The following is a 24,878-nucleotide window of genomic DNA, read 5'->3' on the forward strand; positions in this document are numbered from 1 at the left end:
GTCGGGGGACCATATCGCAGAATATCGATGAGTCTCAGCCCCGATGCGGGGCGGTTCTCATCGGCCTGCTACCTCACCGGGCGACGTAGGAGCCTGCGGTCAGGTCCTGGATGAGTCCCGGTTCGGTGGTGCGCCACCCGAGGAGCCGTTCAGCCCGGCTCGGGTCGAGGACCTGATCGGTGGTGAGCTGGTGCGCGAAGGGACCGATGGCCGCGAGGGCTTGCTGCAGGGTGATGGACACCGCCCGTGTCGCGGTGACCTGGGCGACCGCTTCGGCGATCTCCCGCATGGACGTCGGGGCGGGCGCCGCCGCGTTCACGGCCTTGCCGGCCGGCGGCTGGTCGATTATGTGGACGTACAGGCGGGCCAGGTCGTCGACGTGCACGGTGGACCAGCGGTTGTCGCCCGCTGCGATGTAGGTGGCCGCGCCGTTCGCGCGAGCCGCGGCGATCAGTCCCTGCGGCAGCGCCGAACCGCCACGACCGTGCACCAGGGCCGCGCGCACCACGACTCCGGCCACAGTGGGCTCGTCGAGAACCTGGCGCTCTCCGCGGACCTTCCACGGCTGCGGCGTCGCGTCCGGGTCGAGCGGTGTCTCCTCGTCGAAGGGTGCTGGCGAGGTGGCGGGATAGACCAGGCCCGTGCTGGTGTACACGAACGGCCGGCCACGTCCCAGGCCTTCGAGCATCGCCTTCAAGGCCGCCGACTCCGCGTCCTGCACGGCCTGGTCGGCGTAGTCCACGGCGGTATGAACGACGGCGTCGGCCCGGGACGCCGCCTCCTGCAACCCGTTGAGGTCGGTCAGGTCGCCCCGTCGTACCGCTGCCCCAAGGGAGGAGACCGTGGCCGCGGCGGCTTCGCTGCGAGCAAGGGCGGTGACCTGGTGCCCGGCGGCCAGTAGATGCTCGGCGATCACACCGCCGACGTAACCGCTGGCTCCGGTGAGGAACACGTGCATGAGAATCCTCCTTCGCTGATTCGCTATCAGCGGATAAGCTATCCGCTTACGGATAAGTTATCAGTCCTGGAGGCTCAACTGTGCCCGGTGTCACACCTTCATCGAGCGCCGTCCACCCCGTTGCGCAGGACGTGGATCCGAAACGCGCCGCTGTCCTGCTCGCCGCACAGCAGGCGCTCACCGACGGGCGTCAGCTGCAGCTCAACGAGATCGCCCGATCGGCCGGCGTGGGCGTCGGAACGGTGTACCGCCATTTCGCCACCCCCCAGGCCTTGCTGGAGACACTCGTCGGGCAGCGCCTGCAAGCGCTCACGCAGCAGGCTCAAACGGCAGCCTCGGCCCAGGACACCGCCGAAGCCACGCGCGGGTTCCTCCGTACCACCCTGCTGGTGCTCACCGAAGACCCGGCCCTCGCGCAAGTCCTGGCAGAAGCCGAGGATGCACTGCCCTCGACCGGTGTCCTCAAGACCGAGCTGTCCCTGGGCGTCGATCGGCTGCTACGCCGCGCCGTCGACGAGAAGGTCCTGCCCGATTGGATCACCAGCAACGACCTCGAGCGACTACTCTGCGGTGTCGCCTTCGCGGCGCGGCTTCATCCAGGCCCCGCCGCGAAGCCCGCCGCCCAGCGCTACCTCGACGCCCTGCTCGACGGACTTCTGACCAGCCGGCCCGCCGATCCGCCCTCACCATCGAGAAGGTGGCCCGCCTCGGCGACGCCGACGGCCTCGCCGCCTACCTGAAGGTGCGTGACGCGGTGATCGCCTGCGGCCACATCTGGTTGTGGAGGCCGTCGAAACCAGCCACATCCATGTGCAGGTCCGGCCATGATCCCCGCTTTGGTCAACGGAAGGCTTTGGTCAACGGAAGCACGAGCACAGCACGACCGGCCGTCACCCCCTGCGGGTGGCGGCCGGTCGTTACGCCGGGATCAGGCGGCGTGTGCCAGAGCGGGCTTCTCGGCCGGGACCGTCTTCGGGCTCCGCAGCGTCAGGGCGACGCCGGCGCCGGCCACTGTCACCAGTGCCGCGATCCAGCCGGCGGTCTGCAGGCCGGGCACGAGCTCCGGGCCGCTCACCGCTGTGGTGCCGGCATTGGCGACGGCGACCAGTGCCGCGAGGCCGACCGCGCCGCCGATCTGCTGGGTGGTGGAGACCATCGCCGAGCCGATGCCCTGGTGGTGGGCGGCGACGCCGGTGCCGGCGGCGACGAACATCGCCGTCCAGGCGATGCCCTGGCCGAGGCTGAGCGGGATGATGCCGGGCAGCAGCGCGGCGAAGCCACCGTCAGCGGACATGCCGACCGCGAGCAGTGCCATGCCGGCCGCGCCGGTGAGCATGCCGATCAGGATGGTGGCGCGGGCGCCGAGGCGGCCGAGCAGCTTCTCGCTGACGGTCGTGCCCAGCATGCCGATCAGCGCGGAGGGCAGGAAGGCCAGGCCGGTGGCCAGGGCTCCGAAGCCGTGCACGTTCTGCAGGTAGACGGTGAAGAAGTAGTACTGCGAGCCGAACGTGCCCATGAAGATGAAGGTGACACCCATCGCGGTGACCAGGTTGCGGTTACCCAGCAGAGCGAGTGGCATCAGCGGCTCGTCGGCCCGGCTCTCGATGACCAGGAAGAGGCCGATCAGCGCCAGCCCGCCGAGCATCGCGCCGAGCACGACCGGTGACGTCCAGCCCAGTTCGGGGCCTTGCACGACGCCGAAGACCAGTGCGGTGAAGCCGGCGGTCGCGGTCAGCACGCCGGGCAGGTCGAAGCTGCGTCCGGTGACCCGGGGCGGGTCGGCCGGGATGACCAGGAACGAGGCGACCACCGCGCCCAGCGCCAGCGGGACGTTGACGTAGAAGACCGATTCCCAGCCGAAGACGCTGGTCAGCGCACCGCCGAGCAGGGAACCGAGGGCCATGCCGGCCGCGCCGGCGCCACCCCAGACGGCCATGGCGCGGTTACGCTCACGGCCTTCGGCGAAGGTGGTGTTGATCAGCGAGAGGGTGGCGGGCAGCAGCAGGGCGCCACCGAGGCCCTGACCGGCGCGGGCCGCGAGCAGCAGGCCGGGACTCTGCGCGAGTCCGCCGATCAGTGACGAGATGCCGTACAGCGCCAGGGCGAGGGTGAACATGCGCCGGTGCCCGAGCAGGTCGGCGGCCCGGCCACCGAGCAGCAGCAGACCGCCGAAGGCGACCGCGTACGCGCTGATCACCCATTGCAGGGAGTGTGCGGAGAAGCCGACTTCCCGGCCGATCTCCGGTAGTGCCACGTAGACGATGTTGTAGTCCAGTGCGCTGATGAACTGGGCCAGCGCCAGAAGGGCGAGCAGCAGCCATCCGCCACGCGCGGCATTCCGCGACATTACGAGCTCCTAGTAAGTGGTTAACCTATTACTTGTTGGGCCAAAAGGTGGGCCGCCGAAGCGGCCCGATGAGAAAGAGAGGGTCAGGCGCGCAGCACGCGCGCCCACGGCGCGTCGACGCTGTCGGCACCGACCACGGCGACCACGTTCGCCAGCAGCGAGTCCGCGAAGTACCGCCGCAGCTGCTCGTCGGAGGCGCCGGAGACCGAGCGGGCGTGCTCGATCTGCTCGGCGTAACACCGCCGGACCGCGTCGCCGATGGCCGGCTCCCCCGCCGCGCAGTTGCCGTGCATCAGCAGTTTGAGCAGGTCCCGGTCGGCGATCAGATCCCGGTAGGAAGCACTGAGCTCGGCGAGGACCCGCACCGGGTCGGTCGTGGTGACCCGGGCGGCGACCGTGGCCGTGTGCTGCTTGAGCCGTTGCGACAGGTGGTCGATCGCGGCCACGAACAGCGCCTCCTTGTCCGGGAAGAGGCGGTAGAGGTACCCCTGGGAGATGCCGGCCTCCTGAGCCACCTCGGTCGTGGTGGTGCCGTAGTAGCCCTTCGCGGCGAACGCGACCACCGCGGCGCTCAGAACCGTCGCGCGCCGCTCGACCGCAGTGGATCTCTGTCTCATGTAAGTGAGTAAACACTTACTACTGAGCTCCGGCAACCGAATGTCGTCCCGATCACTCGGCGCGGGTTGCCAGCCCTCCGATCAGGGGCCGGGTCCGGTACTCCGTCTCGCACCTCATGGAGATCATCGTGTTGGTGCGCTCCACCCCGTGGATCTCCAGCAACTGATTGGTGACCCGGTAGAGGTCGTCGGTGTCACGGGCCGCCACCCGCACGATGATGTCGAAATCGCCTGTCGTCGCGTGGATCTCCAGCACGTTCGGGATGGCACGCAGCGCCGCGAACGCCCGGGACCGGTCCGGCTGGCGCAGGGTCATCGCCACGAAGGCGAGCATCGGATGACCCAGCGCCTCCGGGCGCACCCGCGAACTCGGCGCCGCCAGCGCCGGCGTCATCCGGCGCATCCGGGCGCCGATGGTGTTCCGCGAGATCCCCAGGACCCGGGACAGGGTGAGCACGCCCGCGTCCGGGTCGGCGTCGAGGGCGAGCAGGATCCGGGCGTCCAGGTTGTCGATCTGCACAGCTTCTCCTCGGTCGGAAGACAATCGGACAAGACGAAAAGACGGAGGTTGCGCCGGCGCTTCTGCGCCGACCACCCTTGCGGCGTGATTGCATTCAATAACCAGCCGCAGGTGCTGGACCGGGTCGCCGCACTGCCGCGCTACGTCACGGCCGCGCCGGCGCCGACGGCGGACGCCCTGCTGCTCGCCTCGAACGAATCGCCGTACGACCCGCTGCCGTCGGTGCGGCAGGCCGTCGTCGAGGGAAGCGCCCGGCTGCACCGCTACCCCGAGATGCACTCCGGTGAGCTGCGCGCCGCCCTGGCGGCCGGCCTCCACGTCGGTGCCGAGCAGATCGTCGCGGGCACCGGCAGCGTCGGCGTGCTCCAGCAGATCGTCACGGCGTTCGCACAGCACGGTGACGAGGTCGTCTACCCGTGGCGCTCGTTCGAGGCGTACCCGATCCTGATCGGCGCCTGCGGCGCCACGGCCGTGCCGGTTCCGCTGACCGGCGCCGGCGAGATCGACCTGGCGGCGATGGCGAACGCGATCGGCGGCTCCACCAAGATCGTGCTGCTGTGCCTGCCGAACAACCCGACCGGCACGCTGCCGCCTGCAGAGGCGGTGGCCGGGTTCGTCGCCGCCGTCCCCCGGCATGTCCTGGTCGTGATCGACGAGGCGTATCTGGAGTTCAGCGGCGCCGGCTCGCTCTGTCTGCTGCGGCACGGCAACGTGGTGGTGGTCCGCACCTTCAGCAAGGCGTACGGCCTGGCCGGCCTGCGGATCGGGTACGCCGTGACGACCGTGCCGATCGCCGACGCGCTGCGCCAGGTGTTCCTGCCGTTCGGGGTGACAGCGCTCGCCCAGTCCGCCGCGCTCGCGTCGCTGCGAGCCCAGGACGAGCTGGACGCCCGGGTCGCGGCCGTGATCGCCGAACGCGACCGGGTGCACACGCGGCTGTGCGGTCACGGCTGGCGGGTCCCCCGGTCGCACGCGAACTTCGTCTGGCTCGCCGAGCCGGACCGGGCCGCGCGGATCGGCGAGCGGCTCCGGGCGAACGGGGTCCTCGCCCGGGTGTTCCCCGGCGAGGGTGTGCGGCTCACGATCGGCACGCCCGCCATGAACGACAGCGCGCTGCGGGTGTTGCTGTCGTGACGCGGCATTCGGCGGCCGAGGACGCCCTGGCGATGGTGACCGGCACGGTCCTGGTCGGCACCGGTGTCTACACGCTGGCGCAGGCCGGGCTGGTCACCGGCGGCACGGCCGGACTGTCGCTGCTGCTCAGCTATGCCGGACCGGTGCCTTTCGGGGTGCTGTTCGCGCTGGTGAACCTGCCGTTCTTCGCCATCGCCGCCCGGCAGCGCGGCCGGCTGTTCACGGTGCTGTCGGCGATCGGGATCGGCGCGGTGTCGCTGCTGTCGGCGAACGGCCCGGCGCTGCTCGGCCCGATCACGCCGAACCCGGTCTTCGCGGTGCTGGCCGGCAACCTGCTCTGCGGCACCGGCGTTCTGGTGCTGTTCCGTCACGGCTCCAGCCTCGGGGGGTTCAACGTGATCGCCCTGCTCGCCCAGGACCGGTTCGGGTGGCGGGCCGGCTGGGTGCTGCTGGTCTTCGACTCACTGGTGATCGCAGGTTCGGCGCTGGTCACCCCGCTGCCGCTGGTGCTCGCCTCGGCGCTGGGCGCGGTGGTGCTCAACGCGGTGATCGCCCTCAACCATCGCCCGGACCGGTACGTAGTGCCGGCCCGCGCGGCATGACGGCGGCGGCCGGACAACGGGCCCGCACCCCGTTTCCGGCCGCCGCGACCGGCTGCCTACGACGCGTCGAGGTATCCCTCGACGCCGGGGCTGTCCGGGCGGCGATACTGCCGGACCGCCCCGTAGACCGCGGCGGCCGCCGGGATCAGCGGCATCACCGCGAAGACCGGGGAGTCGCTGCCGGTCACGGCGGAGTAGTTGGCGACGATGAGCAGGCCGATGGCGCCGAGCACGAGCGCCGACACCACCGGCGCGGCGCCGGCGGCGAACCATCCACCCCGGACCCGGCCCTTGAGGCGGGCCACCACCACGCTGACCGAGGCGGCGACCATCATGGTGACCAGCGACAGCGCCGTGATCCCGGAGATCGCCGGGAACAGCGTGGTGAACACGTCGACCTGAGCCGCCACGAACGGGGCGAGCAGCACTACCGAGAACGCCACCTGCACGAGCGAGGACACGTACGGGGAAGCATGGGCTCCATGGGTGCGGGTCAGCGCCGACGGGAGCAGCCCGGCGCGCGCCAGGGCGAACTGGTACCGCGCGGCCATGTTGTGGAACGCGATGGCGGCGCCGAAGAAGCTCACCGTGATCAGCAGCAGGATCACCCCGCCGGCCCAGTCGCCGAGGTAGGCGCCGCCGGTCGCGCTGACGACGGCTCCGGGGTCGGCCGCGGTCACCGCCACGACGTCCGGATGGGCCGCCACCAGCGTCCAGGTGGAGAGCACGAAGACGACGGCGAGCAGCCCCAGGGCCAGGTACGTCGCCGCGGCGATGCTGCGATGCCCGCCCCGCGCCTCCTCGGAGTAGATGGTCGACGTCTCGAACCCGCCGAAGCTGAGCAGGATGAAGACCAGGCTCAGGGCGAGGTTGCCGGTGAACGCCTGCCCCGGCTGCAGCGGCGTGAGCTGCCATCCCTCGGGCCGCTGCACCGCGACCGCGACGGCGAGGGCCGCCACGAAGACGAACTGCAGCAGCGAGGAGACGACGGTCACCTTCTCGGCGGTGCGCAGGCCGCGCATGCCGAGGACCGCGAGCAGGCCGAGCGTCACGGCACCGAACACGTACCAGGGGATGCTCACGCCCAGGTACTGCTCGACGGCGATAGAGGCGTAGAAGCCGGTCGCCGCGGTCATGCCGGCCGCCGCGGCGTTGTAGGCGACGGTCGCGATGAACGCCGTCGCCGTCCCGGCCGGGCGGCCGAGGCCGAAGCTGACGAACGCGGCCTGCCCGCCGGCGCTGCGCACGTACCGGGCGAGCAGCAGATATCCGGAGGCGAAGATCGCCAGCAGGACGGCGACGGCGAGGAAGAGGCCGACCGTGCCGATGCCGACGCCGTGGCCGAGGCTCACCGCGATGTTGGTGGCCAGGGCGGTGAGCGGGGCGGTGGCAGCAACGATCATGAAGACCATGCCGGTGACGCCGATGCTGTCCGGCCGCAGGGCCACGGCGGTGGCCGGCGCCGCGATGGTGGGTTCGGTGGTCACCGGGTCACTCACCCAGGCCGAGGATGCGGCCGTTGTCGTTCCACTGCCAGTCCTTCTCCCCCGCCGACGGCGAGGGGTCCAGCAGCTCGACGATGTAATGGGTGACCGTGTCCGGTCCGGCGTTGCGGATGCGGTGCGGGGTCAGCGGGGCCTCGGAGCCGACCGTCTTGTAGAGCACGAATCCGGGGTCGGCCTGCTGGGTCAGGCCCCAGTCCTGGTCGCCGAGCTGCTGGGCCTGCGCGGTGCCGGCGTCCGGCCAGATGACGACGTGGTCGTGGTGGTGCTGGTGGAAGTCGTACATGCCGCCGTCGCCGGTGAGGGTCATCTGCCAGACCCGGACGCGGTCGTTCTCGAACAGCAGGCGGTCGCCGGGGGCGGAGGTGATGTGCTCTTCATTGGATTGCATGCAATCAATAGTGAGGGAGGCCCGGTTACTCCGGTGCGGCAAGACCGTTAAATCGCCGTCACACGAGTTCTTGCAGGCGGGCGACCATCAGATCCCGAGCAGTCTCCACATGCGCGATCGCCAGATTGCGTGCACGGGCGCCGTCCTGCAACTCGATGGCGAGGGCGATCGCCTCGTGCTCGTTGGCGTTCTGCGACAGCAGCCGCACGTCACCGCGCATCGCCGACCAGGAGGTGTTGCGCGGCAGCCGATGGTGCAGCAACTCCGAGGACGTCGCCAGCTGACGGTTGCCGGCCGCCTCGAACACCGTGGCATGGAACTGCGCGTTCGCGGCGTGCCAGCGCGCTCGCGCCCACTCCTCCGGCCTGCCGTCGCGCAGCCCGGCCACCACCTCACGGAACCCGGCGACCGACTCCTGCAGCGTCGCCAGCTGAGCCGGACTGATGCGCTGGGCCGCGAGGAAGGCCGCGTGCCCCTCCAGCAGCCCGCGCACCTCGATCACCTCGGCCACGTCCCGGGCCGTGGGCAGCCGCACCCGGAATCCCCGGTTGGCGATGCGCTCGACCACGCCGAGTGCTTCCAGGCGGCTCAGCGCGAGGGTGGCCGGGGTGCGGCTGACCCCGTACTCCTCGGCGAGCTTGGCCTGCCGGATCCAGGCGCCCAGCTCGAACTCACCGTCGCTGATCCGGCGCGCGAGCGCCTCGGCCACCGCGTCCACGGTGAAGGCCCGCTCGATCGGCGGCGACGCGTCCGGCATGGGATCCCCTTCCGTCCAACACACCCTTCGAAGAAATTGCATTCTATGGGTACGTCGTCAAGCCGCCGTCTCCGCCGCCCGGGACCGTCAGCGATGAGGATCGCGGATCAGCGGCCCGCGGCGTACCCGAGGCCGCCGCGCGGGTTCGCGGCGGCGGTCAGTTCGCCGGTCGCCGGGTCCCGCCCGACCGACGACAGCCGGCCCAGCGACCACGGACCGCTCACCGTCACCGCGTGCCCGCGCCGCCGCAGCTCGGCGATCACGTCGTCACCGAGCCGGTCCTCGACCACCAGCCCGCCCGGCGTCCACGTGCGCGGCCAGAACGAACTCGGCACGTGGGTGGTGTGGAACGCCGGCGCGTCGACCGCCTCCTGCGGGTCGGATCCGCCGACGATCCGGCGCAGCAGATAGGGCAGCTGCCACTGGTCCTGCTGGTCACCGCCGGGTGTGCCGAGCGCCTCGACCACCTCGCCGTCGCGCATCACCAGAGTCGGCGACAGGGTGGTCCGCGGTCGCCGGCCGGGCCGCAGCGCCGCCGGTGACCGCTCGTCCAGCCACGTCATCTGCAACCGGGTGCCGGCGCAGAAGCCGAGGTCCGGCACCGCCGGCGAGGACTGCAGCCAGCCGCCCGAAGGCGTGATGCTCGCGATGTTGCCCTGCTCGTCGACCACGTCGAGGTGGCAGGTGTCGCCGCGGGTCTCCCCCGACGCGCGCACCGTCGGCTCGCCCACGCCCGCGCGTTCCGCGCCGTCCGGGGTGAGCAGTTCCGGGACGTACGGGTTCCCGCCGCCCGGCCGCCATGTGCCGGCGGCGCGCTCGCCGATCAGCGCGGCCCGCTCCCGGTTGTAGGCGGCGCCGAGCAGCGGACCGGCGTCGGCGCCCTCACCGTAGTAGCCCTCCCGATCAGCGAAGGCCAGCTTGAACGCCTCCGCGATCGCGTGCACCCCCGAGGCCGACGACGGGTCGAGCTCGGCGTCCGGGAACCCGGACAGGATCGCCAGGGTCTGCAGCAGCACCGGACCCGAACCCCACGCCGGCGGCTTGACCACGTCGGCGCCCCGGAACCGGTAGGTCACCGGCCGCTCCCAGGCCGGCCGGAACCCCAGGAAGTCGGCCATCGCAAGGACGCCGGCGTGGTCGCCGCCGTCGGCGTGCCGGTGCGGCCGGGCCAGCGCCGCCGTCACCGCCCGGGCGACGAAGCCCTCCCGCCAGGCGGCGAGCACCGCGGCCAGCCGGTCGTCGCGGCTGCGCCCGCGGCGGGACTCCTTCACCAGGCGTTCCAGGGTCGCCGCCCAGACCGGGTTCGTGACCGTCTCGCCGGCTCGCGGCGCCCGGCCGGCGGGCATCCAGAGCGCGTACGACGCCGGCCAGTGCTCCCGGAACAGCGGCTCGACGGTGCGCATGATGTCGGCCCACCGCTCGTCGACGCGTACACCGGTGCGGGCGTAGTCGATCGCGTATCGCGCCACGTCGGCGAACTCCCAGGTGCCGAGGTCGCGCAGCAGCATCAGCAGCGCGGGGAACGCGCCCGGCACCGCCGCGGCGAGCCCGCCCGCCCCGGGCACCGACGTCAGCCCGAGCGAGCGCAGGTGGGCGATCGACGCCCCGGCCGGCGCGGGCCCCTGCCCGGCCAGGACCCGCGGATCACGGCCGCGGGGGGCGACCAGCCCGACCAGGTCGCCGCCCGGGCCGTTGAGGTGTGGCTCGGCGACGTGCAGCACGAGGCATCCGGCCACTGCCGCGTCGAACGCGTTGCCCCCGCGCTCCAGGACGCTCTGTGCCGTACCGGTGGCCAGCCAGTGCGTGGACGCCGCCATGCCCATCCGCCCGCGCAGCGTCGGGCGCGTGGTGAACCGGCTCATGACCGGTCCCGGTCGTGCTTGCCGACGAACGTGCTGACCAGGTCGGCGACCTGGTCACGGAATTCGAACGCCAGCGCGTGCCGGCCACCGGCCAGCACGGCGAGTTCGGCGCCGGGGATCGTCCGGGCCAGGAACCGCCCGGACGACACCGGGATCACCGGGTCGTCGTCGCCGTGGATCACCAGCGTGGGCGCGAGGATCCGCTCGACCAGGGTCGTGGTGTCGTGCTCGGCGAGTGCGCCCAGCCGCCGGGCACGCTGCTGCGGCGTGCGCTCCACCACCGAGGCCCGCACGCGTTGCAGCAGGGCCGGGTCGCGCTGCCCGGCCGGGCTGACCGCGCCGTCGAGCACCCACTGCCGACGCTGGGTGTCCGGGATCGATGCGCTGACCCGCAGGTATTCCTGGACCGGCCCCGGTGAGGCGGTCGTGGCCAGCAGGATCAGCGACCGCACTCGCGCGGGGTGCCGCAGCGCCAGATGCTGGGCGACCGCACCGCCGAACGAGGTGCCCAGCACATGCGCCTGATCCAGGCCGCGGCTGTCGAGGACGGCGGCCGCGTCGTCGGCGAGATCTTCGAGACGGTAGGGCGCGGCGGCGACGTCCGATCCGGTGTCGCGCTGGTCGTACGCGATCGGGGTGATCGAAGCCGGCAGCGAGCCGATCAGGTCGAGGTATTGGGAGGCGCCGCTCTCGGCGCCGTGCAGCAGAAGGAGGGGGGTGCCGTTGGTCATGGGGTCTCTCTCCGGGACGGGGTCAGGTGACCGGCGACGGCGACGGCCGCGGTGACGAGCGCGGCGACGCCGGCGCCGGCCGCGAAGTGCAGGTGCAGCATCAGGGCTCCGGTGAGCGCGCCCGCGCCGATGAGCGCGACCGCGAGCAGCCGGCGCTGCCACGGCTGCGGGCGACCGGCGCCGGCCGGCGAGTCGAACGCGAGCCCGACCAGCGTCGAGGTCACCACGACGGTGGTGACGTCGGCGACCGCGACGGTGCGAGCGGCGCCGGCCTGCAGACCCATCGCGACCCCGAGCAGCGCGGTGGCGACGAACGCCGCAGGGGCCTCGTCCCTCGCGCCGGGCAGCGCGGACGCCGCCAGCAGGATGGCGACCACGACCAGCAGACCGGTGGTGCTTCCGGTCCAGCCCGGACCGCCGGCTCGTCGCGCCACCCGGCCCGCGATCGCGGCGCCAGCCACGAACGCCGCCAGGGCGATCACCGGCCCGGCCACCGGCAGATCGTCGGCGCCGGCCAGGGCCATGCCGAGGATCACCACGTTGCCGGTCATGTTGCCGGTGAAGACGCGGTCGAGGCCGAGGTATCCGATCGCGTCGACGATCCCGGTGGAGAACGTCAGCGCGAGCATCAGCGCCGTAGGCCTCATCCGGCGGCGAGCAGCGGGAACCGGCGGTTGCGATCGGTTATCGCCGCCGTGGTCTCGGGCACCAGCAGGTCCCGTGCGTAGGTCACCCCGGCCTGTGCCTCGTGGACGTACGGGCGCAGCCTCCGCTCGTACCCCGCGAATGCCGCCGGATGGCCGGCGGTCGCCGCACCCAGCTCCTCGCCCAGCATGGCCGCGCCGATCATCGCGAGCGAGGTGCCGCGGCCGGAGAAGAGCGCTGCCGCGTGGGCGGCGTCCCCGGCCAGCACGACCCGGCCCGACGACCAGGACGGCATGTGCACCTGGCTGACCGAGTCGAAGTAGAGGTCGGGCGCGGACCGGACGGCGTCCATCAGGAAACCGCAGCGCCAGCCCTGTTCGCCGGCGAAGGCCTCCTCGATGAGCTGCCGCTGCGCGTCGAGGCTGTGGTAGTCGTAGGCGCGCTCCGGGCTGCGGAACGCCAGGAAGCCCAGGGTCCGGTTGCCGAAGTCGGAGATGCCGGCCATCCGACCCGGCGCGTTGAAGGTGATGCTCTCGCCGTGCACCCCGCAGCCCAGCGGCAGATCCACGATGGCGAAGTAGGCGTCGAGGTGCCGCCGGAACTGGAATTCCGGCCCGAACACCGCCCGGCGGACCGTGGAGTGGATGCCGTCGGCGCCCACGACCAGGTCGAAGCGGCGCTCGGATCCGCTCGCGAACGTGACGTCCACCCCGGTGTGGTCCTGCGCCACACCCGCCACCGCGTCGCCGAACACGAACTCGGCCCGGTCACCGATCGCGTCGTGCAGGATCGCGACGAGCCGGTCCCGCGCGATCTCGATGTCGTGCTCGGAGTCGGCCGCCTCGGCGTTCGGCAGCGCCGCCACCGGCACACCGCGGGCGTCGACGAACGTGGTGAACAGAGCACGGCCGCTGTTCACCACGCGGTTCTGTTGTATGCGGCCGAGGATTCCCCTCTCCTCGGCCACCCTCAGGGCCGCACCGCGCACATCGATCGGTGATCCCGCCGTGCGCAGCGCGGGCGCGCGCTCCACGACGGTCACCTGGTGCCCTCGCGCGATGAGTTGCTGAGCGACGCTCAGACCCGCGATGCTCGCGCCCGCCACGAGTATTGCCATGCCGGTGCTCCTCTAGCTCCATCCAGACTTGCGATGCAGCATTAATAGCATGCAATTATGACGCGCACGTGTCCTGCGATTCGGAAGAAGCGCCTCAATCCGCCGGATTGCATGCAGATGGCCCCTGGCTGCGCGGAGTCGTCGCCCTCGCGGCGCACTTCCGGAACCTGTCGGAGCACCGAGGCCGGGCACCGACCGAGCGACGAGGTCGTCCCGCAGAGCCACCGGCCCGGCGTCGAAGCCGAGATCGACTTCGGTGAGGTTGTGATCAACTGCATGCTGTTCGCATTCCGCACCTCGGCCGAGGTGGCACGGTGAGGCCGGCGGCGCGCCGGAACCCAGAGGGTGGAGGGTCCCGGCGCACCGCCGGCTATCGCGCGCCGTCCTGGCCGGATGTCACCGGCAGGACTTGGCGCCTGTCGCGTACGCCAGGCCGAAGCCGGACGCCGACGAGTCCATGAAGATCACCTCGCGTCCCACCGCTGCCGTCGCGTACATCTGCGCGCCCGGGCTGCATGACGCCGGGCCGATGTACGCCCCTTGGAACGTGTACTGCTTGAGCTTCGGATTGAGCGCGTTGTCCGGGTAGCCACCGGTCTCGATCCAGGCCTGCACCGGCGCCTCCTCGGTCACGGTGAGAACCGTGTCGGACACAGCGACGGTGTCGGCACGGATCGCCTGCGGCGAGTTCTCCTCGAAGAGCAGGCGGCTGGTACGGGTGGCGAAATCGAAGAGCCGCACGGAGTCGTGGTACGCCCCCTGGCTCCACTGGCCGTCGACGATCGTGCCGTAGTCGCGGTCGGTCATCCAGGCGACCGCGGTGTTCGACAGATCGGGATAGCTCATCCTTTCGGCGCCGACATCGCCGCCGGCGTAGGTCGTCTGCCCGGAGGCGATGTCGTGGACCTCGACGCCCAGCGACCAGTAGTGGCCGTTGGCGTCGGGCTGCTCGAAGATCTCGTAGCGGACGTAGGAGATCTTCCCGCCGTCGACGCTCGGCGCCGTCGCGGGGCCGAACCAGTCGGGGTGGGCGAGGGTGTGCACGGCCGGCGATCCGACGCGCAGGTAGCGCACCACGTCGACGTACCCCTGCGTCGGGTCGGACTGGCTCCACGCGACGACGCCGCCGTCGGAGCCGAGGCCGTTGATACGGTCCGGGGAGCTGTAGAGCTCCTTCACGGGGCCGCCCGCGACCGGTGCCGACAGGATCCGGTTGGTCTCATACGTCGGCGATGCGGGGTCCAGCGCGATCGACAACCAGACGACTCGCTTGCCGTCGATGTGCGGGAAGCTGTTGATGCTCCCGTCGTCCGGGGAGATCTGGTACGGCGTGCCCTTGCCGCTGGTGCGGCCCACCCAGATCGAGGTCGGCTCGGTGCGGTTCGCGTCCGAGCGCGGCACGGCGAACCAGCCGCCCGCCAGGCTTGCCTTCATGTCGGCGTACATACCGGTGTTGAGCCGGTCGATCAGGACCGTGGTGCCCTTGCCGTACAGGTTCGCCTTCCACTTCGCGGTGATCCCGCGCGAGTCGAACGCGGTTCGTACCACCGTGAGGTCCTTCTTGCTCAGGCGGAACGACGCGGCGGAGGCGAGCACCGCTTCGCGGGCGTCGACGAAGTCGGACATGGGTGTCAGGTAGTCGGTGAGCGCGCGGTAGACGATCTTGTCAGCGACCGTCTTGCCGAGTTTCTGACGCAGGTCCCAGAGCGCGCCGGACACGATCGTCGAGTTGAGGTGCACGCCGCCGTCGTCCATCGACGGTGTGTCGATCAGGTGCTGGAAGTCCGCCGTGGTGGAGCCGTCATCGAGGTCGCGCAGGGCGCACCGGGCGGGAGCGAGCGTGCGGCAGAGGTCACCGCCGAGCAGGCTCGCCTGCGGGTCGGACATCGACGTGCCCGACACGTCGACGTCGATGGCGTTGCCGAAGTAGTCGGCGATCGCCTCGTTGAGCGCTCCCGACTGGCCGGCGTAGACCAGGCCGGCGGTGTGCTCCACCACGCCGTGCGTCATCTCGTGGCCCACCACGTCCGGGTCCGCGGACAGCGGCAGGTACTCGTCGTCGCCGCTGCCGTACACCATGCGGGTGCCGTCCCAGTACGCGTTCACCCACGGGTTGCCGCCGTACGTGATCCCCACGATCGAATCGATCGGCATGCCGTCGCCGTCCAGGCTGCTGCGCCGGAGCTTCGCCTGGTACCACTCGAACACCTTCGTGGCGTCCCAGGCGGCGTCCACCGCACCGGCGGCGGTCAGGTCGCCGCCGAGGGTGGTCGACGCTGAGGCGAACGGCGCCAGGCCCTCCGGCCACGCGCCGCCCATCAGCTCGTAGTAGTCGCGGCCCCGGGCGTCCCAGGTGGTGATCGGCACCGTCCGGCCGCTCGGGTCCTGGTGGGTCAGGTCTTGCAGGAGGTAGGAGCTCGCGTCGGCCCGGACGAGCGGGAGCGACACGGTGGCTCCGTGCAGGGTGGTGCCCTGGCCGACGACCGGCGCCGTCCCGGCGCCCGCCGACTGCGACTGCGGTTCGGCCTGCGGCGCGGCGACGCTGCCGGCGGCCAGGGCGGCGGCTTGCTGGGCGCTGGCGAAGGACTTGATCCGGCTGACGCTGAGAAGCGGCACACCGTTCGTCGCGCCCACGTAGACATCGCGGAGCACGGGCTGGCCCGAGACGACGTCCTCGCCCTTGACGAGCACGCGCCGCGCGAGCACGCCGGTGCCGGTCGGCATGACCAGCAGTCCTTGGTCGGTGCCGGCGAGGTCGGTGGCGGCCGCGTCACCGGGACGCGGGACCGAGGGTACGACCGCCGCATCCGGGTGCAGGCTCTTGCGTACTTCCTCGACCGCCCGGGACACAGCGACCGCCGCGGGGATCGAGGTGACGGTCGTGTCGACGTCCAGGTTCGTGAAGTAGCTGCCCGACGTTCCGGTCACCGTGCGTTTGCCGGCGGTCTTCTCGGTACGCACCACGTACTGGCCGCCGAACACGGGCAGGCCCTTGTACTTCTGGTTCAGCCGGACCGTCTCCCGCTCGCCTTGCGTCTCGACGCTCGCGGTGGTGAGCGTGCCGGACGGATCGCCGATCCTGTAGCGGCCCCGGTGGCCCGCGAGGTGAGCTTTGGCGGCCTTGTCCGGTGCGATCGTCGCGTCGACCGGGTCGGCCACATCCTCCACGAGCGTCGGGGTGTCCGTGTCGGGCGCCACGGTGACCGGGAGGGCGCCCTCCGCCGCTGCCGGGTCGGCCGGCGGAGGGGTCGCCGCGTTCGCGGCCGGGGCGGTGGTTCCCAGGATGGTGGCCGCCGCCAGCACGGCGATCGCGGGTAGTGCCTTGGCTCTGCGCAATTGTTGCTCCTGCCGGATTGTGGAACAGGCTCTGGCTACCGGCCGGCTCGTTTCCGCACCGGTTCGCCCAGCCCACCCGGCATCGACGTCCGCCACAAGAACGACCTTGCGCATTTGCACACATGAGCAGCGGCGCCGCCGGCACCCCTTACATATTCGTAATCCCCGATTCATCGGAGCGAGAGCCGGCGCGAGCAGGATCGTGTCGGAAGGGCATGAATACGCATGGGCGAGACGGAAATACCGTGGTCGGCGACGGGTTTTGATCCAGTGGCCGGCCGCGTGCTGGAGCACCTGGTGTCGGTGCGATCGGCGGACCACGACGAGGTGGCGTCCGCGGTCGGGGTGTCACCGTCCGAGGCGGAGCGAGCGCTGCGGCACCTGGCGGACTCGGCGCTGGCGTCACCGATCGGCGGTGCGCCACCACGGTGGACGGCCGTGCCGCCGCGACCGTCGCTCGGTGCCGTCCTGGCCCGGCGGCGAGCCGAGCTGGCCCGTGTCGAGGCTGCGGTGGAGCAGCTCTCCGCGGCATACGAGGCGGTGTCCGGGCCGCGCGCCACGGACCTGGTGGAGGTGCTGAGGAGCGAGGACGAGGTGCCTGCCCGCTACCGCCAACTGCTGATGGGGAGCTCGTCGGAAGTGCTCCATCTGGCGAAGCCGCCGTACGTGACAGGCGCGTCGGCGTCCGCGGAGCCGGTAGGAGTGGCACCCGGCGTGCAGATGCGATCGGTGTACGAAACGGACGGTTTCACCGACGCGGTGTCTCTTGCGACGGCGCTGCGCGGGACGGGTCAGGGCGGAGAACTGCGGCTGACATCGCAGATCCCGGTGAAGCTGGTGATATTCGACCGGGCGGCCGCCCTGCTGCCGATCTGGGGAGACCGCCCGTCGTCGGGTTCGCTGGTGGTGCACTCACCCGCACTGGTGACGGCGCTCGTCGCACTGTTCGAGAGCGTCTGGGAGCGGGCCGAACCGGTGTCGCTGACCAGACGGCACGACCTGCCGGGCACCGACCGCGGACCGTCCACCTCGGGCCGGGACCTGCGAACACGGGAGATCCTGCGCATGATGGCGGCCGGCATGAAGGACGAGACGATCGCCCGGATCCTCAACGTGAGCCGCCGCACCCTTCAGCAGCACATCAGCGATGCGGGTTCGGTGCTCGGCGCCCGGACGCGTTTCCAGATCGCCCTGCTGGCGGCGAAGCGGGGCTGGCTGAGCGAGTAGAGCGGGGGTTCGCTCGTGGACGAACGTGCTCACGCCCGGGAGTTCAGCGGACCGACGTGATCCGGGTGAAGACGATCAGGCCACGCGGTGAGGTCCGGGTCACGTCACGGGCGGTCGCTGGAGACCGGGCGCCCGAGACCCAGCAGATCGGCGACGGCCGGCCCCAGCTCGGGGTGCTCGAACCGGAAACCGGCATCCACCAGCCGCCGGGGAACACAGCGCCGCCCGATCAGCACCAGCGCCGGATCAGCGCCCAGGAAGATCGAGCCGACCCGGACCAAAGGCGCGGGACTGGGTACGCCGACCGTGCGCCCTACTGCCCGGCGCAACGCCGCCATCAGCTCGGCGTTGCGTACCGGGTGCGGGGCGGTCGCGTGCACGATGCCGTGCAGGTCCGCGTCGTCGAGGCAGCGCCGGACGATGCCGAGCAGGTCGTCGATGTGCAGCCAGCTGATCCACTGCCGGCCGCTGCCCATCGTGCCGCCGAGGCCCCAGCTGACGAGTCCGGTGAGCCGGTCGAACGCGGGGGTGCCGGGGTCGAAGACGATCCCGGTGCGCAGGATGGTCCGCCGCGCCGCGGGGATCCGCGCCGCGGCGCCCTCCCAGGCCCGGGCGACACCGGCCATCTGCGGCGGGCCGTCGGCGGGTGGCGCGCTCTCGTCGAGGACGGCCTGTCCCGCGTCGCCGTAGATGGCCAGCGTGCTCATCTGCACCAGCACCGGGATTCGCTCGCTGAGGCCCGCACACGCCTGCGCGAGGGCCAGGGTGGGTTCGGTGCGGGATCGGGTGAGCAGCGCGATGTTCGCTCGCGTCGGCCGCCGGAACACCAGCTCGCCGCACAGGTTGATCAGTGCGGCGCCGGCAAGTTCCGAGGCCCAAGGCCCGACGGTACGCCCGTCCCACCGCACCGGGCGCCCCCATCCGATCGTGGCCGCCGACCGGGTGAGGACCACCACGTCGTCACCTCGTTCGATCAGGTCGCGGGCGATTTTCTGGCCGAGCGCGCCGGACCCACCGGCGATGACCACCTTCATCGGGCTGCCTTCCCTCGTCCACACCTTTGAGCGGTCGATCAAATCAGAGCGTACGACCATTTGAGCGCTCGCTCAAGTCTGACAACACCGCGGCAGCCGCCGCGGGATCCGGCCATGCCCCCCACCGGTACGGGGTCGCCACCGGCTCGAACCCAGGACTGCTCAAGCCCGTACCGAAGGGCGTCTTCAGCTGCTGTCGTGGGCAGTGCGCCTCGCTCCGCACGATCAGGCGTGCGCAGTGGAGGCCCCGAACGCGGCAAGTCAGACCATTGCCTTCAACCGGGCCAGATCACCGGCGAGGCACCTTTTCATGAGGGGTGTGGGTCGTACCGTCCGGACAGGCGGCCCACCTTCTCGCGGACGGGCTGCCGACGGCTTGCCGTTGGGCCGTGGCGGCGTTGAACCTGATCGGCACAGGCTGGTCTAGTTCGCAGCACTTCTGACCTTCTTGGCCATTCACAGCGATGAACGCGATGGTCCCTGGCGACTGCACGAACGCAGCAGCGCCGGAGGCAAGTCCGGTGAAGCGCCGAGTCGCCTCCTGGAGAACATCAACGCCGGCTGACGAGGCACGAACGATCACCAAGACATCCTGTCCCACCTCGACGAGACCGGCGGGATTCGAACCCGCGTCCTCTCGCTCCCGAAGCGAGCGCGCTGCCAAGCTGCGCCACAACCCGTTGCTCCCACAAACTCTTGAGAGAGCACACTCGGCGGGATTCGAACCCTGCGACAACCCGGATCCGAAATCCGGTGCTCTGTCCGCTGAGCTACGAGGGCGCGGTGTCGCCGGCAGGGGTCGAACCTGCGGCCTCCGCCTTATCAGGGCGGTGCTCTGACCTGTTGAGCTACGACGATGTGGCGGAGTCGGGGAGATTCGAACCCGGGCGGCTTGCGCCTCGGCGGCGAAGTGCTCGTCCGGACGCCGCGGGCACAGGACGTCCGCAGGAACCAGAAGAAGCATCCGCCCATCATCGAAAAACACACCACGGTGCCGCGTCCTGGGCCCTCGGCACCGAGCGAAGCCCCGTATGTTCGATCGCGCCATCCCGGTTCTCCGCTGCTGGCCGCAGTAGGAGCACCCCGACGGATGCCGATACCAGAGCGACCATGCCTGGTCCAACCAGGCCGCCACTACCGCAGCCGAAGACGGCCCCGTTGCGTGTGGGTGACAACATGGACATCCCGAGGAGGAGTCTATTGACAACCGTACTCGCCATGATCGGTGTCCTGGTAGCCACCATCTCCTTACTCTTCTCCGGCTGGCAAGCGCGCTTGTTGTCGCGCCAGACGGCACTGCAGAACGCGACGGCTGGCGCCGGCACCATGCAGCAGCTCTTCAACTGGTTGCACGACGTGCAAGGGCGTCTACTCGACGAACCACGCCTTCTGCCCTTCTTCCAGGTGGGCGATGCCGCGCCTCGGGATCTGAACCCTCAGGAGCAGGCCAAGCTCCGGATGCTGGCGGCGATGTACGCCGACGTGCTCACCATCGGCGTCTTCCTGCACAAGACCATGCCGCAGACCCGGTCCCACCAAGAGTGGACCGCATTCTGCGTTCGGATGCTCGAACACTGCGAGCCGATCAGAGTCGAGGTCGCCGCCAAACCGATCGGCTATCCCGACCTCTGGCAGATCATGCACGACAGATTCCCCGAAGCGGTTCTCTCCCGTGAAACGAAGGCGCAGCCCTCAGCCGCAGCCGACCCGTTCTGAGCCCCGGATTCTCACGGAATGCGCGCCAGAGCCCGCTACTGATGACCAGAGCCAAGGGCGGCGCCTGCCCTGCTGCTTCTGCTGCCGGCCGGGACTTCGTACGCCAAAGTCCGGGTTTGGGGAAAGGCGTGGTCCTGCCGCCGGTGGGCCAGGCTGCCGAGGAGCCTCGGAGGTGGCGGCCGTCACCTTCCGGGTCTACAGATGGTCCACGGCGGCTCCATTACGTGTGTAGTGAGGTGACAGTGTTCCCCTATGAGCTCGTCGAACTCACCGACGGCGAGAACGCGGTCCGGATCACCGTCCGGTCAGCGGAGAGCGCCGAGCTGTGGGAAGCCGAGATCACCGTGCAGAGCATGTTCGTCACGGGCAGCGCGCTGCTGATGCTCTACCCCTCGAAACTGCAGGAGTGGGCGAAGGCATTGGACAGGCTGGCCGCCGGCGAGGACGCGACCTGGATGGAGAGCGGCAACGGCCCGACGGTCCGCATCCGCCTCGACGGCGGCTACGACTGTCCCGAGGCCGAGGTGGAGGACGAGTCCAGCTCGATGGTCACCGTCCGAGTCCCCATCGCCCTCGAGGGCGACTGGGTCGCTGACCACCGGACCCGCCTCGCGCGTTTCGTCGAAGAGGCGGGCACCCTCGGTGCCGGCGACGGCCTCGTGGGCCGCCCCGGACGGGACGGCCCACGAGGGTTTTCGGTCACTTCAGGCCGAAGGCCCTCGTGATCGTCTGCTCGACGCTGTTGCCGTATGCGTCCTTCGCCGTGGCCCGCAGCGTCACGTGCGCCGCACCGCGCGGGGCACGCAGGTCGGCCGTCCAGCCCTGCGCCGTGCGGTGCAGGCGCCGCCCGGTCCAGGTGGCCCCGTCGTCGAAGGACACGTCCAGCGTGACCCGGTTGATCGACGTGCTGCTGGGCGCCCCGGCCAGGTGGCTGGGCACGACGGTGATCGCCGCCGAGCGTGACGCCTTGTCCGCCGGATCCGTGTCCACCCGGTAGTCGAGCTGGATCAGTGGCAGCCGGGTGGTGCGAGCGTCCGACGTGAAGTTCCACGTGGTCCGGGTCTTGACCGAGTACGGCGTGATCGCTGCGTCCGCCTCGGTCGTGGTGACCAGCCGGTACGGCAGGCGCTTCGGGCTCAGCCCGCGGTTGGCGTCGATCCAGCCCCACCCGTTCTGCTCCAGGACCGTGCCGCCCTGCGACAGGGTGACGGTCTGCGTGGAACCCTCCGGCACCGCGTCGCCGGCGTGGTCGGCGCCGGAGTCACCCCAGCCGGGCACCTCCACGACGATGCGATCCCCATCGCGGTACGGCAGCGTTCCCGCGTCGTTGATCCGCGGACGCTGGATCGCCGCCAGCCACTTCTCCGCGGTCCGGCTGCCCGGCCGGTAGGTGCGGCTGCCGCTGCGCTGGAACGAGCGCATGTCGTTGACCTCGGCCGCCCACCGGATGTCGTCGCCGGCGGTCACCCAGTCGGTGCGGAACCGGTCGACCCGGGCCAGCCCCGGCGAGCCGATCCGCACCGGCATGTCCGGGTTGAGGTCGTAGCGCCGCTCGGAGATCTCCCGGTCCGAGTCGCGCTGGAAGTCGACGTCGATGCGGGCCAGGTCCCGCTGCGACGGGCGGTAGACCACCGACTTCGGCACCCCGGACGGCCAGTAGCTGACCAGGTCGTACAGGTAGTCGGTGGTGGGGTGGGAGGTGACGCGCAGGGTGACCCGGCCCCGGCCGAGCTGGGTGATCAGCCGGTCGCCGCCGTCCTTGGTCAGCGACACGACGGTCAGGGGTGTGCGGCTGGTCGCGTCGTACCAGCGGCCGGTCTCGCCGGTGACGATCAGCAGCAGTGCGGCGCCGGCGGCCTCGGCGGCCTCCACCTGCTCGTCCAGGTCGTCCTGGCGGACCACAGCGATCTTGTTCTTGACCCCGGCGGCGGCGAGCTCGGCGGCGGTGCCGGTGCCCGCGAACACCGCCTCGATCTGCCGGGTTCCGTCGGCCGGCAGAGTGGACCCGGGCAGCACGATCAGGTCGTCGTACGAGGTAGCGCCGTTGTCCACCGACAGCAAGGGCTGGATCTTGCGCCACCGGGCGGTCACCGACAACTTCCCGTCCCGGGCCTTCAGGCCGGGCGTGACCCAGATGCTGTCGTAGTAGCGGCCGATCTGATAGGCGTCGGTGGCCGAGGCGGTGCCGAACTCGCGGTGGTAGTCGAAGCGGACCTCCGCGTTCGCCGTGAGTTGCGGGGTGATCGCCTGGATCTCGCGGGTGCTGCCGGCGTCGAGCGCCACGGCGGTGTCCTTCTCGACGACCACCGTGGGCGCGCTGACCAGGGCGACACCCCGGGAGCTCGGGCCGTGGCTGCCCTCGACGTCACCCCACATCCACACCGAGTACCGGCCCTGCGGCACCAGCACGTCGATCGGGCGGCCGTCGAGGGTGCGGAAGGCGTAGAACATGCCGGGCGGGTCGCCGTCGCGCAGCATCATGATCTCGCCGGGCATCGGTTCGCCGCCGCGACCGGTCGGGGTGATCAGCAGATGCCGGGGCTGGTCCTCGGTGCTCAGCCCGACCAGGGTGTCGGCGAGACGCACGCCGCCGGTCCCGGTCGCCACGACGCTGCCGGTGTAGCGGCCCTTCGCCGTCGTGCGGCTCAGGTCCGCCGAGACGGTCACCGTCGCGGTGCCACCAGCCGGCACCGACACCCGCGAGGCGGAGATCAAGATCAGACCTTCCGGTACGCCGGGAGCGTCCACCCTCACATCGAGCGACACGTCGGCCGGCCCGGTGTTGGTGTAGGTGATCTGCTTCTCGACGGTCCCGGCCGGCTCGTCGTCCAGCGGATGGATGCCGAGGTAGGCGCTGCCGGTGGCGAAGACTGTCGCCGTGCTCGTCGCGGCGATGTCGACCCGGCCGCTGCCGCCGTCGTACGCGCCGATCTCAGGCGTCTGCTTCGCGGTGCTGACCAGGGCGTCCTTCAGCTGCGCACCGGTCCAGCCGGGGTGCTGGGCGGCGAGCAGGACGGCGGCGCCGGCGACGTGCGGCGTGGCCATCGAGGTGCCGCTCATCGTCCGGTAGAGGCCCTCACCCTCGGTGGAGTACTGCGACCGGGCGGCGAGGATGTCCACGCCCGGCGCGGTGATCTCCGGTTTGAGCGCGCCGTCGACCAGGCGCGGGCCGCGGCTGGAGAACTCGGCGATGTGGTCCTCGGCGTCCACCGCACCCACGGTCAGGGCGGCGTCGGCGGCGCCCGGCGTCCCGACGGTGGTCTCGGTGGGTCCGCTGTTGCCGGCCGCGATGACGAACAGCGCGCCGGTCTCGGCGCTGAGCTCGTTGACGGCCACACTCATCGGGTCGGTGCCGTCGGTGGGGCCGCCGCCGAGGCTCATGCTGACGACCTTGGCCTTACGGTCGCGGGCCGCCCACTCCATGCCGGCCACGATCCAGGAGTCCTGGCCGGAGCCGCCGTTGTCGAGCACCTTGCCGATCTCCAGGTCGGCGCCGGGGGCGACACCGCGTTCCCGGGCGCCGGATCCAGCGCCGGTGCCGGCGATCGTGGAGGCGACGTGCGTGCCGTGCCCGTGGCCGTCGGTGACGTCCTCGCCCGGCACGAAGCTGACACTCGACTCGACCTTTCCGGCCAGGTCCGGATGCCCGGCGTCGATGCCGGTGTCCAGGACGGCGACGTCGATGCCGGCACCGTCGTTGCCGCCCGCCCACACGGCCGGGGCGCCGATCTGGGCGACGCTGTCGGCGAGGGTCGCGTGCACCTTGCCGTCCAGCCACACCTTGGTGATGCCGTGCGCGAACGCGGGCTCGGCGCTCGCTGTGCGGGCCGTGGCGACCGGGGCGGCGTCACCGGTCAGCGAGGACCAGAAGTCGCCGGCCTGGTCGCGGTCGGTGGTGATGGCCCGGCCGTTGATGCTGGGCAGGGCGCGTACCTCGGTGCTGGCGTCGGGCAGGGTGACCGCGCCGCGGCTGCGGGCGGCCTGCTCGCCGTAGCCGAGGATGACCGGCAGCCGGTCGGTCACGTCGTCGCCGTAGCCCTCGCGCAGCAGGTAGGTGATGTTGAACAGTCGCTTGTCGAGGCTGCCGGCGCCGACGTACGGCATGGCGCTGTCGGGGTAGACGTAGGTGTCCGGGCCGATCGTGGTGATGTGGGCGCCGATCTGCTCGCCGGCCGGGCCGCGCACCGTGACGGCGCCGGGCGAGACGGTCACCGTGTCACCGGTGATCAGGGTGATCGTCCTGCTGGTCGACGGGCTTGCGGAGGTCGTGGGTGCGGTGGCCGGCCGGGCGACGGCGGGCGCCGGCGGGGTCACTGCCAGCGCTGTCACGGCCGCGACGATGAGCGGCGCGGACCTGCCGATGAAGGAACGTGTCACGTGGT

General features: G+C 71.1%; 20 protein-coding genes and 3 tRNA genes. 6 read left to right on the top strand and 17 right to left on the bottom strand.

Annotated elements, in window-relative coordinates:
* Window positions 1-73 precede the first annotated feature (73 nt).
* The gene (locus EP757_RS33295) at window positions 74-958 is read right to left on the bottom strand and encodes an NAD-dependent epimerase/dehydratase family protein (RefSeq protein ID WP_127552369.1); all 885 of its coding nucleotides are present in this window, start codon (window positions 956-958) and stop codon (window positions 74-76) included.
* Window positions 959-1,089: 131 nt separating this feature from the next.
* On the opposite strand from EP757_RS33295, the gene EP757_RS33300 reads away from it, so the two are divergent.
* Entirely contained in the window at window positions 1,090-1,698 is a 609-nt protein-coding gene (locus EP757_RS33300) for a TetR/AcrR family transcriptional regulator (RefSeq protein WP_160165959.1), read from the top strand.
* Between the two features lie 188 nt (window positions 1,699-1,886).
* On the opposite strand, the gene EP757_RS33305 is transcribed toward EP757_RS33300, so the two are convergent.
* The 3 genes from EP757_RS33305 to EP757_RS33315 form a co-directional block, all read right to left on the bottom strand.
* On the bottom strand, window positions 1,887-3,305 hold the full coding sequence (locus EP757_RS33305; protein WP_127552371.1) for an MFS transporter: 1,419 nt from the start codon (window positions 3,303-3,305) through the stop codon (window positions 1,887-1,889).
* Between the two features lie 83 nt (window positions 3,306-3,388).
* Window positions 3,389-3,922, bottom strand: a complete 534-nt coding sequence (locus EP757_RS33310) for a TetR/AcrR family transcriptional regulator (protein ID WP_127552372.1) — start codon at window positions 3,920-3,922, stop codon at window positions 3,389-3,391.
* A gap of 52 nt (window positions 3,923-3,974) precedes the next feature.
* Window positions 3,975-4,442, bottom strand: a complete 468-nt coding sequence (locus EP757_RS33315; RefSeq protein WP_127552373.1) for an Lrp/AsnC family transcriptional regulator — start codon at window positions 4,440-4,442, stop codon at window positions 3,975-3,977.
* Window positions 4,443-4,526: 84 nt separating this feature from the next.
* Between EP757_RS33315 and EP757_RS33320 the strand changes: the two genes are divergently transcribed.
* Both EP757_RS33320 and EP757_RS33325 read left to right on the top strand, forming a co-directional pair.
* Window positions 4,527-5,576 (top strand): histidinol-phosphate transaminase, encoded by a 1,050-nt coding sequence (locus tag EP757_RS33320; RefSeq protein ID WP_197725435.1) that lies wholly within the window; start codon window positions 4,527-4,529, stop codon window positions 5,574-5,576.
* Window positions 5,573-6,178 (top strand): YitT family protein, encoded by a 606-nt coding sequence (locus tag EP757_RS33325; protein WP_197725436.1) that lies wholly within the window; start codon window positions 5,573-5,575, stop codon window positions 6,176-6,178. Before EP757_RS33320 ends, EP757_RS33325 begins: the two co-directional genes overlap by 4 nt.
* 56 nt (window positions 6,179-6,234) lie before the next feature.
* Here EP757_RS33325 and EP757_RS33330 read toward each other — a convergent pair whose 3' ends face one another.
* From EP757_RS33330 to EP757_RS33365, 8 genes are all read right to left on the bottom strand, one after another.
* The gene (locus EP757_RS33330; RefSeq protein WP_197725437.1) at window positions 6,235-7,677 is read right to left on the bottom strand and encodes an APC family permease; all 1,443 of its coding nucleotides are present in this window, start codon (window positions 7,675-7,677) and stop codon (window positions 6,235-6,237) included.
* Window positions 7,670-8,071, bottom strand: coding sequence for a hypothetical protein (locus EP757_RS33335; protein WP_127552374.1), 402 nt, complete (start codon window positions 8,069-8,071; stop codon window positions 7,670-7,672). Before EP757_RS33335 ends, EP757_RS33330 begins: the two co-directional genes overlap by 8 nt.
* Before the next feature lie 58 nt (window positions 8,072-8,129).
* Entirely contained in the window at window positions 8,130-8,828 is a 699-nt protein-coding gene (locus tag EP757_RS33340) for a GntR family transcriptional regulator (protein WP_160165960.1), read from the bottom strand.
* Between the two features lie 107 nt (window positions 8,829-8,935).
* Window positions 8,936-10,690, bottom strand: a complete 1,755-nt coding sequence (locus EP757_RS33345; protein ID WP_197725438.1) for a gamma-glutamyltransferase family protein — start codon at window positions 10,688-10,690, stop codon at window positions 8,936-8,938.
* Window positions 10,687-11,421, bottom strand: a complete 735-nt coding sequence (locus EP757_RS33350; protein ID WP_127552376.1) for an alpha/beta fold hydrolase — start codon at window positions 11,419-11,421, stop codon at window positions 10,687-10,689. The genes EP757_RS33345 and EP757_RS33350 overlap by 4 nt, the downstream gene beginning before the upstream one ends.
* Window positions 11,418-12,068 (bottom strand): YoaK family protein, encoded by a 651-nt coding sequence (locus EP757_RS33355; RefSeq protein WP_127552377.1) that lies wholly within the window; start codon window positions 12,066-12,068, stop codon window positions 11,418-11,420. The genes EP757_RS33350 and EP757_RS33355 overlap by 4 nt, the downstream gene beginning before the upstream one ends.
* Window positions 12,065-13,183 (bottom strand): FAD-dependent monooxygenase, encoded by a 1,119-nt coding sequence (locus EP757_RS33360; protein WP_127552378.1) that lies wholly within the window; start codon window positions 13,181-13,183, stop codon window positions 12,065-12,067. The genes EP757_RS33355 and EP757_RS33360 overlap by 4 nt, the downstream gene beginning before the upstream one ends.
* 396 nt (window positions 13,184-13,579) lie before the next feature.
* The gene (locus EP757_RS33365; protein WP_127552379.1) at window positions 13,580-16,519 is read right to left on the bottom strand and encodes a M4 family metallopeptidase; all 2,940 of its coding nucleotides are present in this window, start codon (window positions 16,517-16,519) and stop codon (window positions 13,580-13,582) included.
* A 297-nt stretch (window positions 16,520-16,816) separates the two neighbouring features.
* Between EP757_RS33365 and EP757_RS33370 the strand changes: the two genes are divergently transcribed.
* Window positions 16,817-17,746, top strand: coding sequence for a LuxR family transcriptional regulator (locus EP757_RS33370; RefSeq protein WP_232050128.1), 930 nt, complete (start codon window positions 16,817-16,819; stop codon window positions 17,744-17,746).
* A 104-nt stretch (window positions 17,747-17,850) separates the two neighbouring features.
* On the opposite strand, the gene EP757_RS33375 is transcribed toward EP757_RS33370, so the two are convergent.
* The 4 genes from EP757_RS33375 to EP757_RS33390 all read right to left on the bottom strand — a co-directional run bounded on the left by EP757_RS33375 (window position 17,851) and on the right by EP757_RS33390 (window position 19,637).
* The gene (locus EP757_RS33375; protein WP_127552381.1) at window positions 17,851-18,780 is read right to left on the bottom strand and encodes a TIGR01777 family oxidoreductase; all 930 of its coding nucleotides are present in this window, start codon (window positions 18,778-18,780) and stop codon (window positions 17,851-17,853) included.
* A 605-nt stretch (window positions 18,781-19,385) separates the two neighbouring features.
* A tRNA-Pro gene (locus EP757_RS33380) sits at window positions 19,386-19,460 on the bottom strand.
* Between the two features lie 25 nt (window positions 19,461-19,485).
* Window positions 19,486-19,560, bottom strand: a tRNA-Arg gene (locus EP757_RS33385).
* A gap of 4 nt (window positions 19,561-19,564) precedes the next feature.
* A tRNA-Ile gene (locus tag EP757_RS33390) sits at window positions 19,565-19,637 on the bottom strand.
* Window positions 19,638-19,998: 361 nt separating this feature from the next.
* Here EP757_RS33390 and EP757_RS33395 point away from each other — a divergent pair.
* Window positions 19,999-20,496, top strand: coding sequence for a hypothetical protein (locus EP757_RS33395; RefSeq protein ID WP_127552382.1), 498 nt, complete (start codon window positions 19,999-20,001; stop codon window positions 20,494-20,496).
* 242 nt (window positions 20,497-20,738) lie between these two features.
* Window positions 20,739-21,221 (top strand): DUF5959 family protein, encoded by a 483-nt coding sequence (locus tag EP757_RS33400; RefSeq protein WP_127552383.1) that lies wholly within the window; start codon window positions 20,739-20,741, stop codon window positions 21,219-21,221.
* On the opposite strand, the gene EP757_RS33405 is transcribed toward EP757_RS33400, so the two are convergent.
* Entirely contained in the window at window positions 21,196-24,873 is a 3,678-nt protein-coding gene (locus EP757_RS33405) for a S8 family serine peptidase (RefSeq protein WP_127552384.1), read from the bottom strand. The genes EP757_RS33400 and EP757_RS33405 overlap by 26 nt on opposite strands.
* Window positions 24,874-24,878 lie beyond the last annotated feature (5 nt).

This window comes from Actinoplanes sp. OR16 (assembly GCF_004001265.1).
Lineage (GTDB): Bacteria > Actinomycetota > Actinomycetes > Mycobacteriales > Micromonosporaceae > Actinoplanes.

Excerpts from the sequence above, each read along its gene's own strand:
- EP757_RS33335 (WP_127552374.1), bottom strand. The coding sequence starts at position 8,071 with ATGCAATCCAATGAAGAGCACATCACCTCCGCCCCCGGCGACCGCCTG.
- EP757_RS33355 (WP_127552377.1), bottom strand. The coding sequence starts at position 12,068 with ATGAGGCCTACGGCGCTGATGCTCGCGCTGACGTTCTCCACCGGGATC.
- EP757_RS33395 (WP_127552382.1), top strand. The coding sequence starts at position 19,999 with ATGATCGGTGTCCTGGTAGCCACCATCTCCTTACTCTTCTCCGGCTGG.
- EP757_RS33310 (WP_127552372.1), bottom strand. The coding sequence starts at position 3,922 with ATGAGACAGAGATCCACTGCGGTCGAGCGGCGCGCGACGGTTCTGAGC.
- EP757_RS33340 (WP_160165960.1), bottom strand. The coding sequence starts at position 8,828 with ATGCCGGACGCGTCGCCGCCGATCGAGCGGGCCTTCACCGTGGACGCG.
- EP757_RS33345 (WP_197725438.1), bottom strand. The coding sequence starts at position 10,690 with ATGAGCCGGTTCACCACGCGCCCGACGCTGCGCGGGCGGATGGGCATG.
- EP757_RS33350 (WP_127552376.1), bottom strand. The coding sequence starts at position 11,421 with ATGACCAACGGCACCCCCCTCCTTCTGCTGCACGGCGCCGAGAGCGGC.
- EP757_RS33360 (WP_127552378.1), bottom strand. The coding sequence starts at position 13,183 with ATGGCAATACTCGTGGCGGGCGCGAGCATCGCGGGTCTGAGCGTCGCT.
- EP757_RS33375 (WP_127552381.1), bottom strand. The coding sequence starts at position 18,780 with ATGAAGGTGGTCATCGCCGGTGGGTCCGGCGCGCTCGGCCAGAAAATC.
- EP757_RS33305 (WP_127552371.1), bottom strand. The coding sequence starts at position 3,305 with ATGTCGCGGAATGCCGCGCGTGGCGGATGGCTGCTGCTCGCCCTTCTG.
- EP757_RS33295 (WP_127552369.1), bottom strand. The coding sequence starts at position 958 with ATGCACGTGTTCCTCACCGGAGCCAGCGGTTACGTCGGCGGTGTGATC.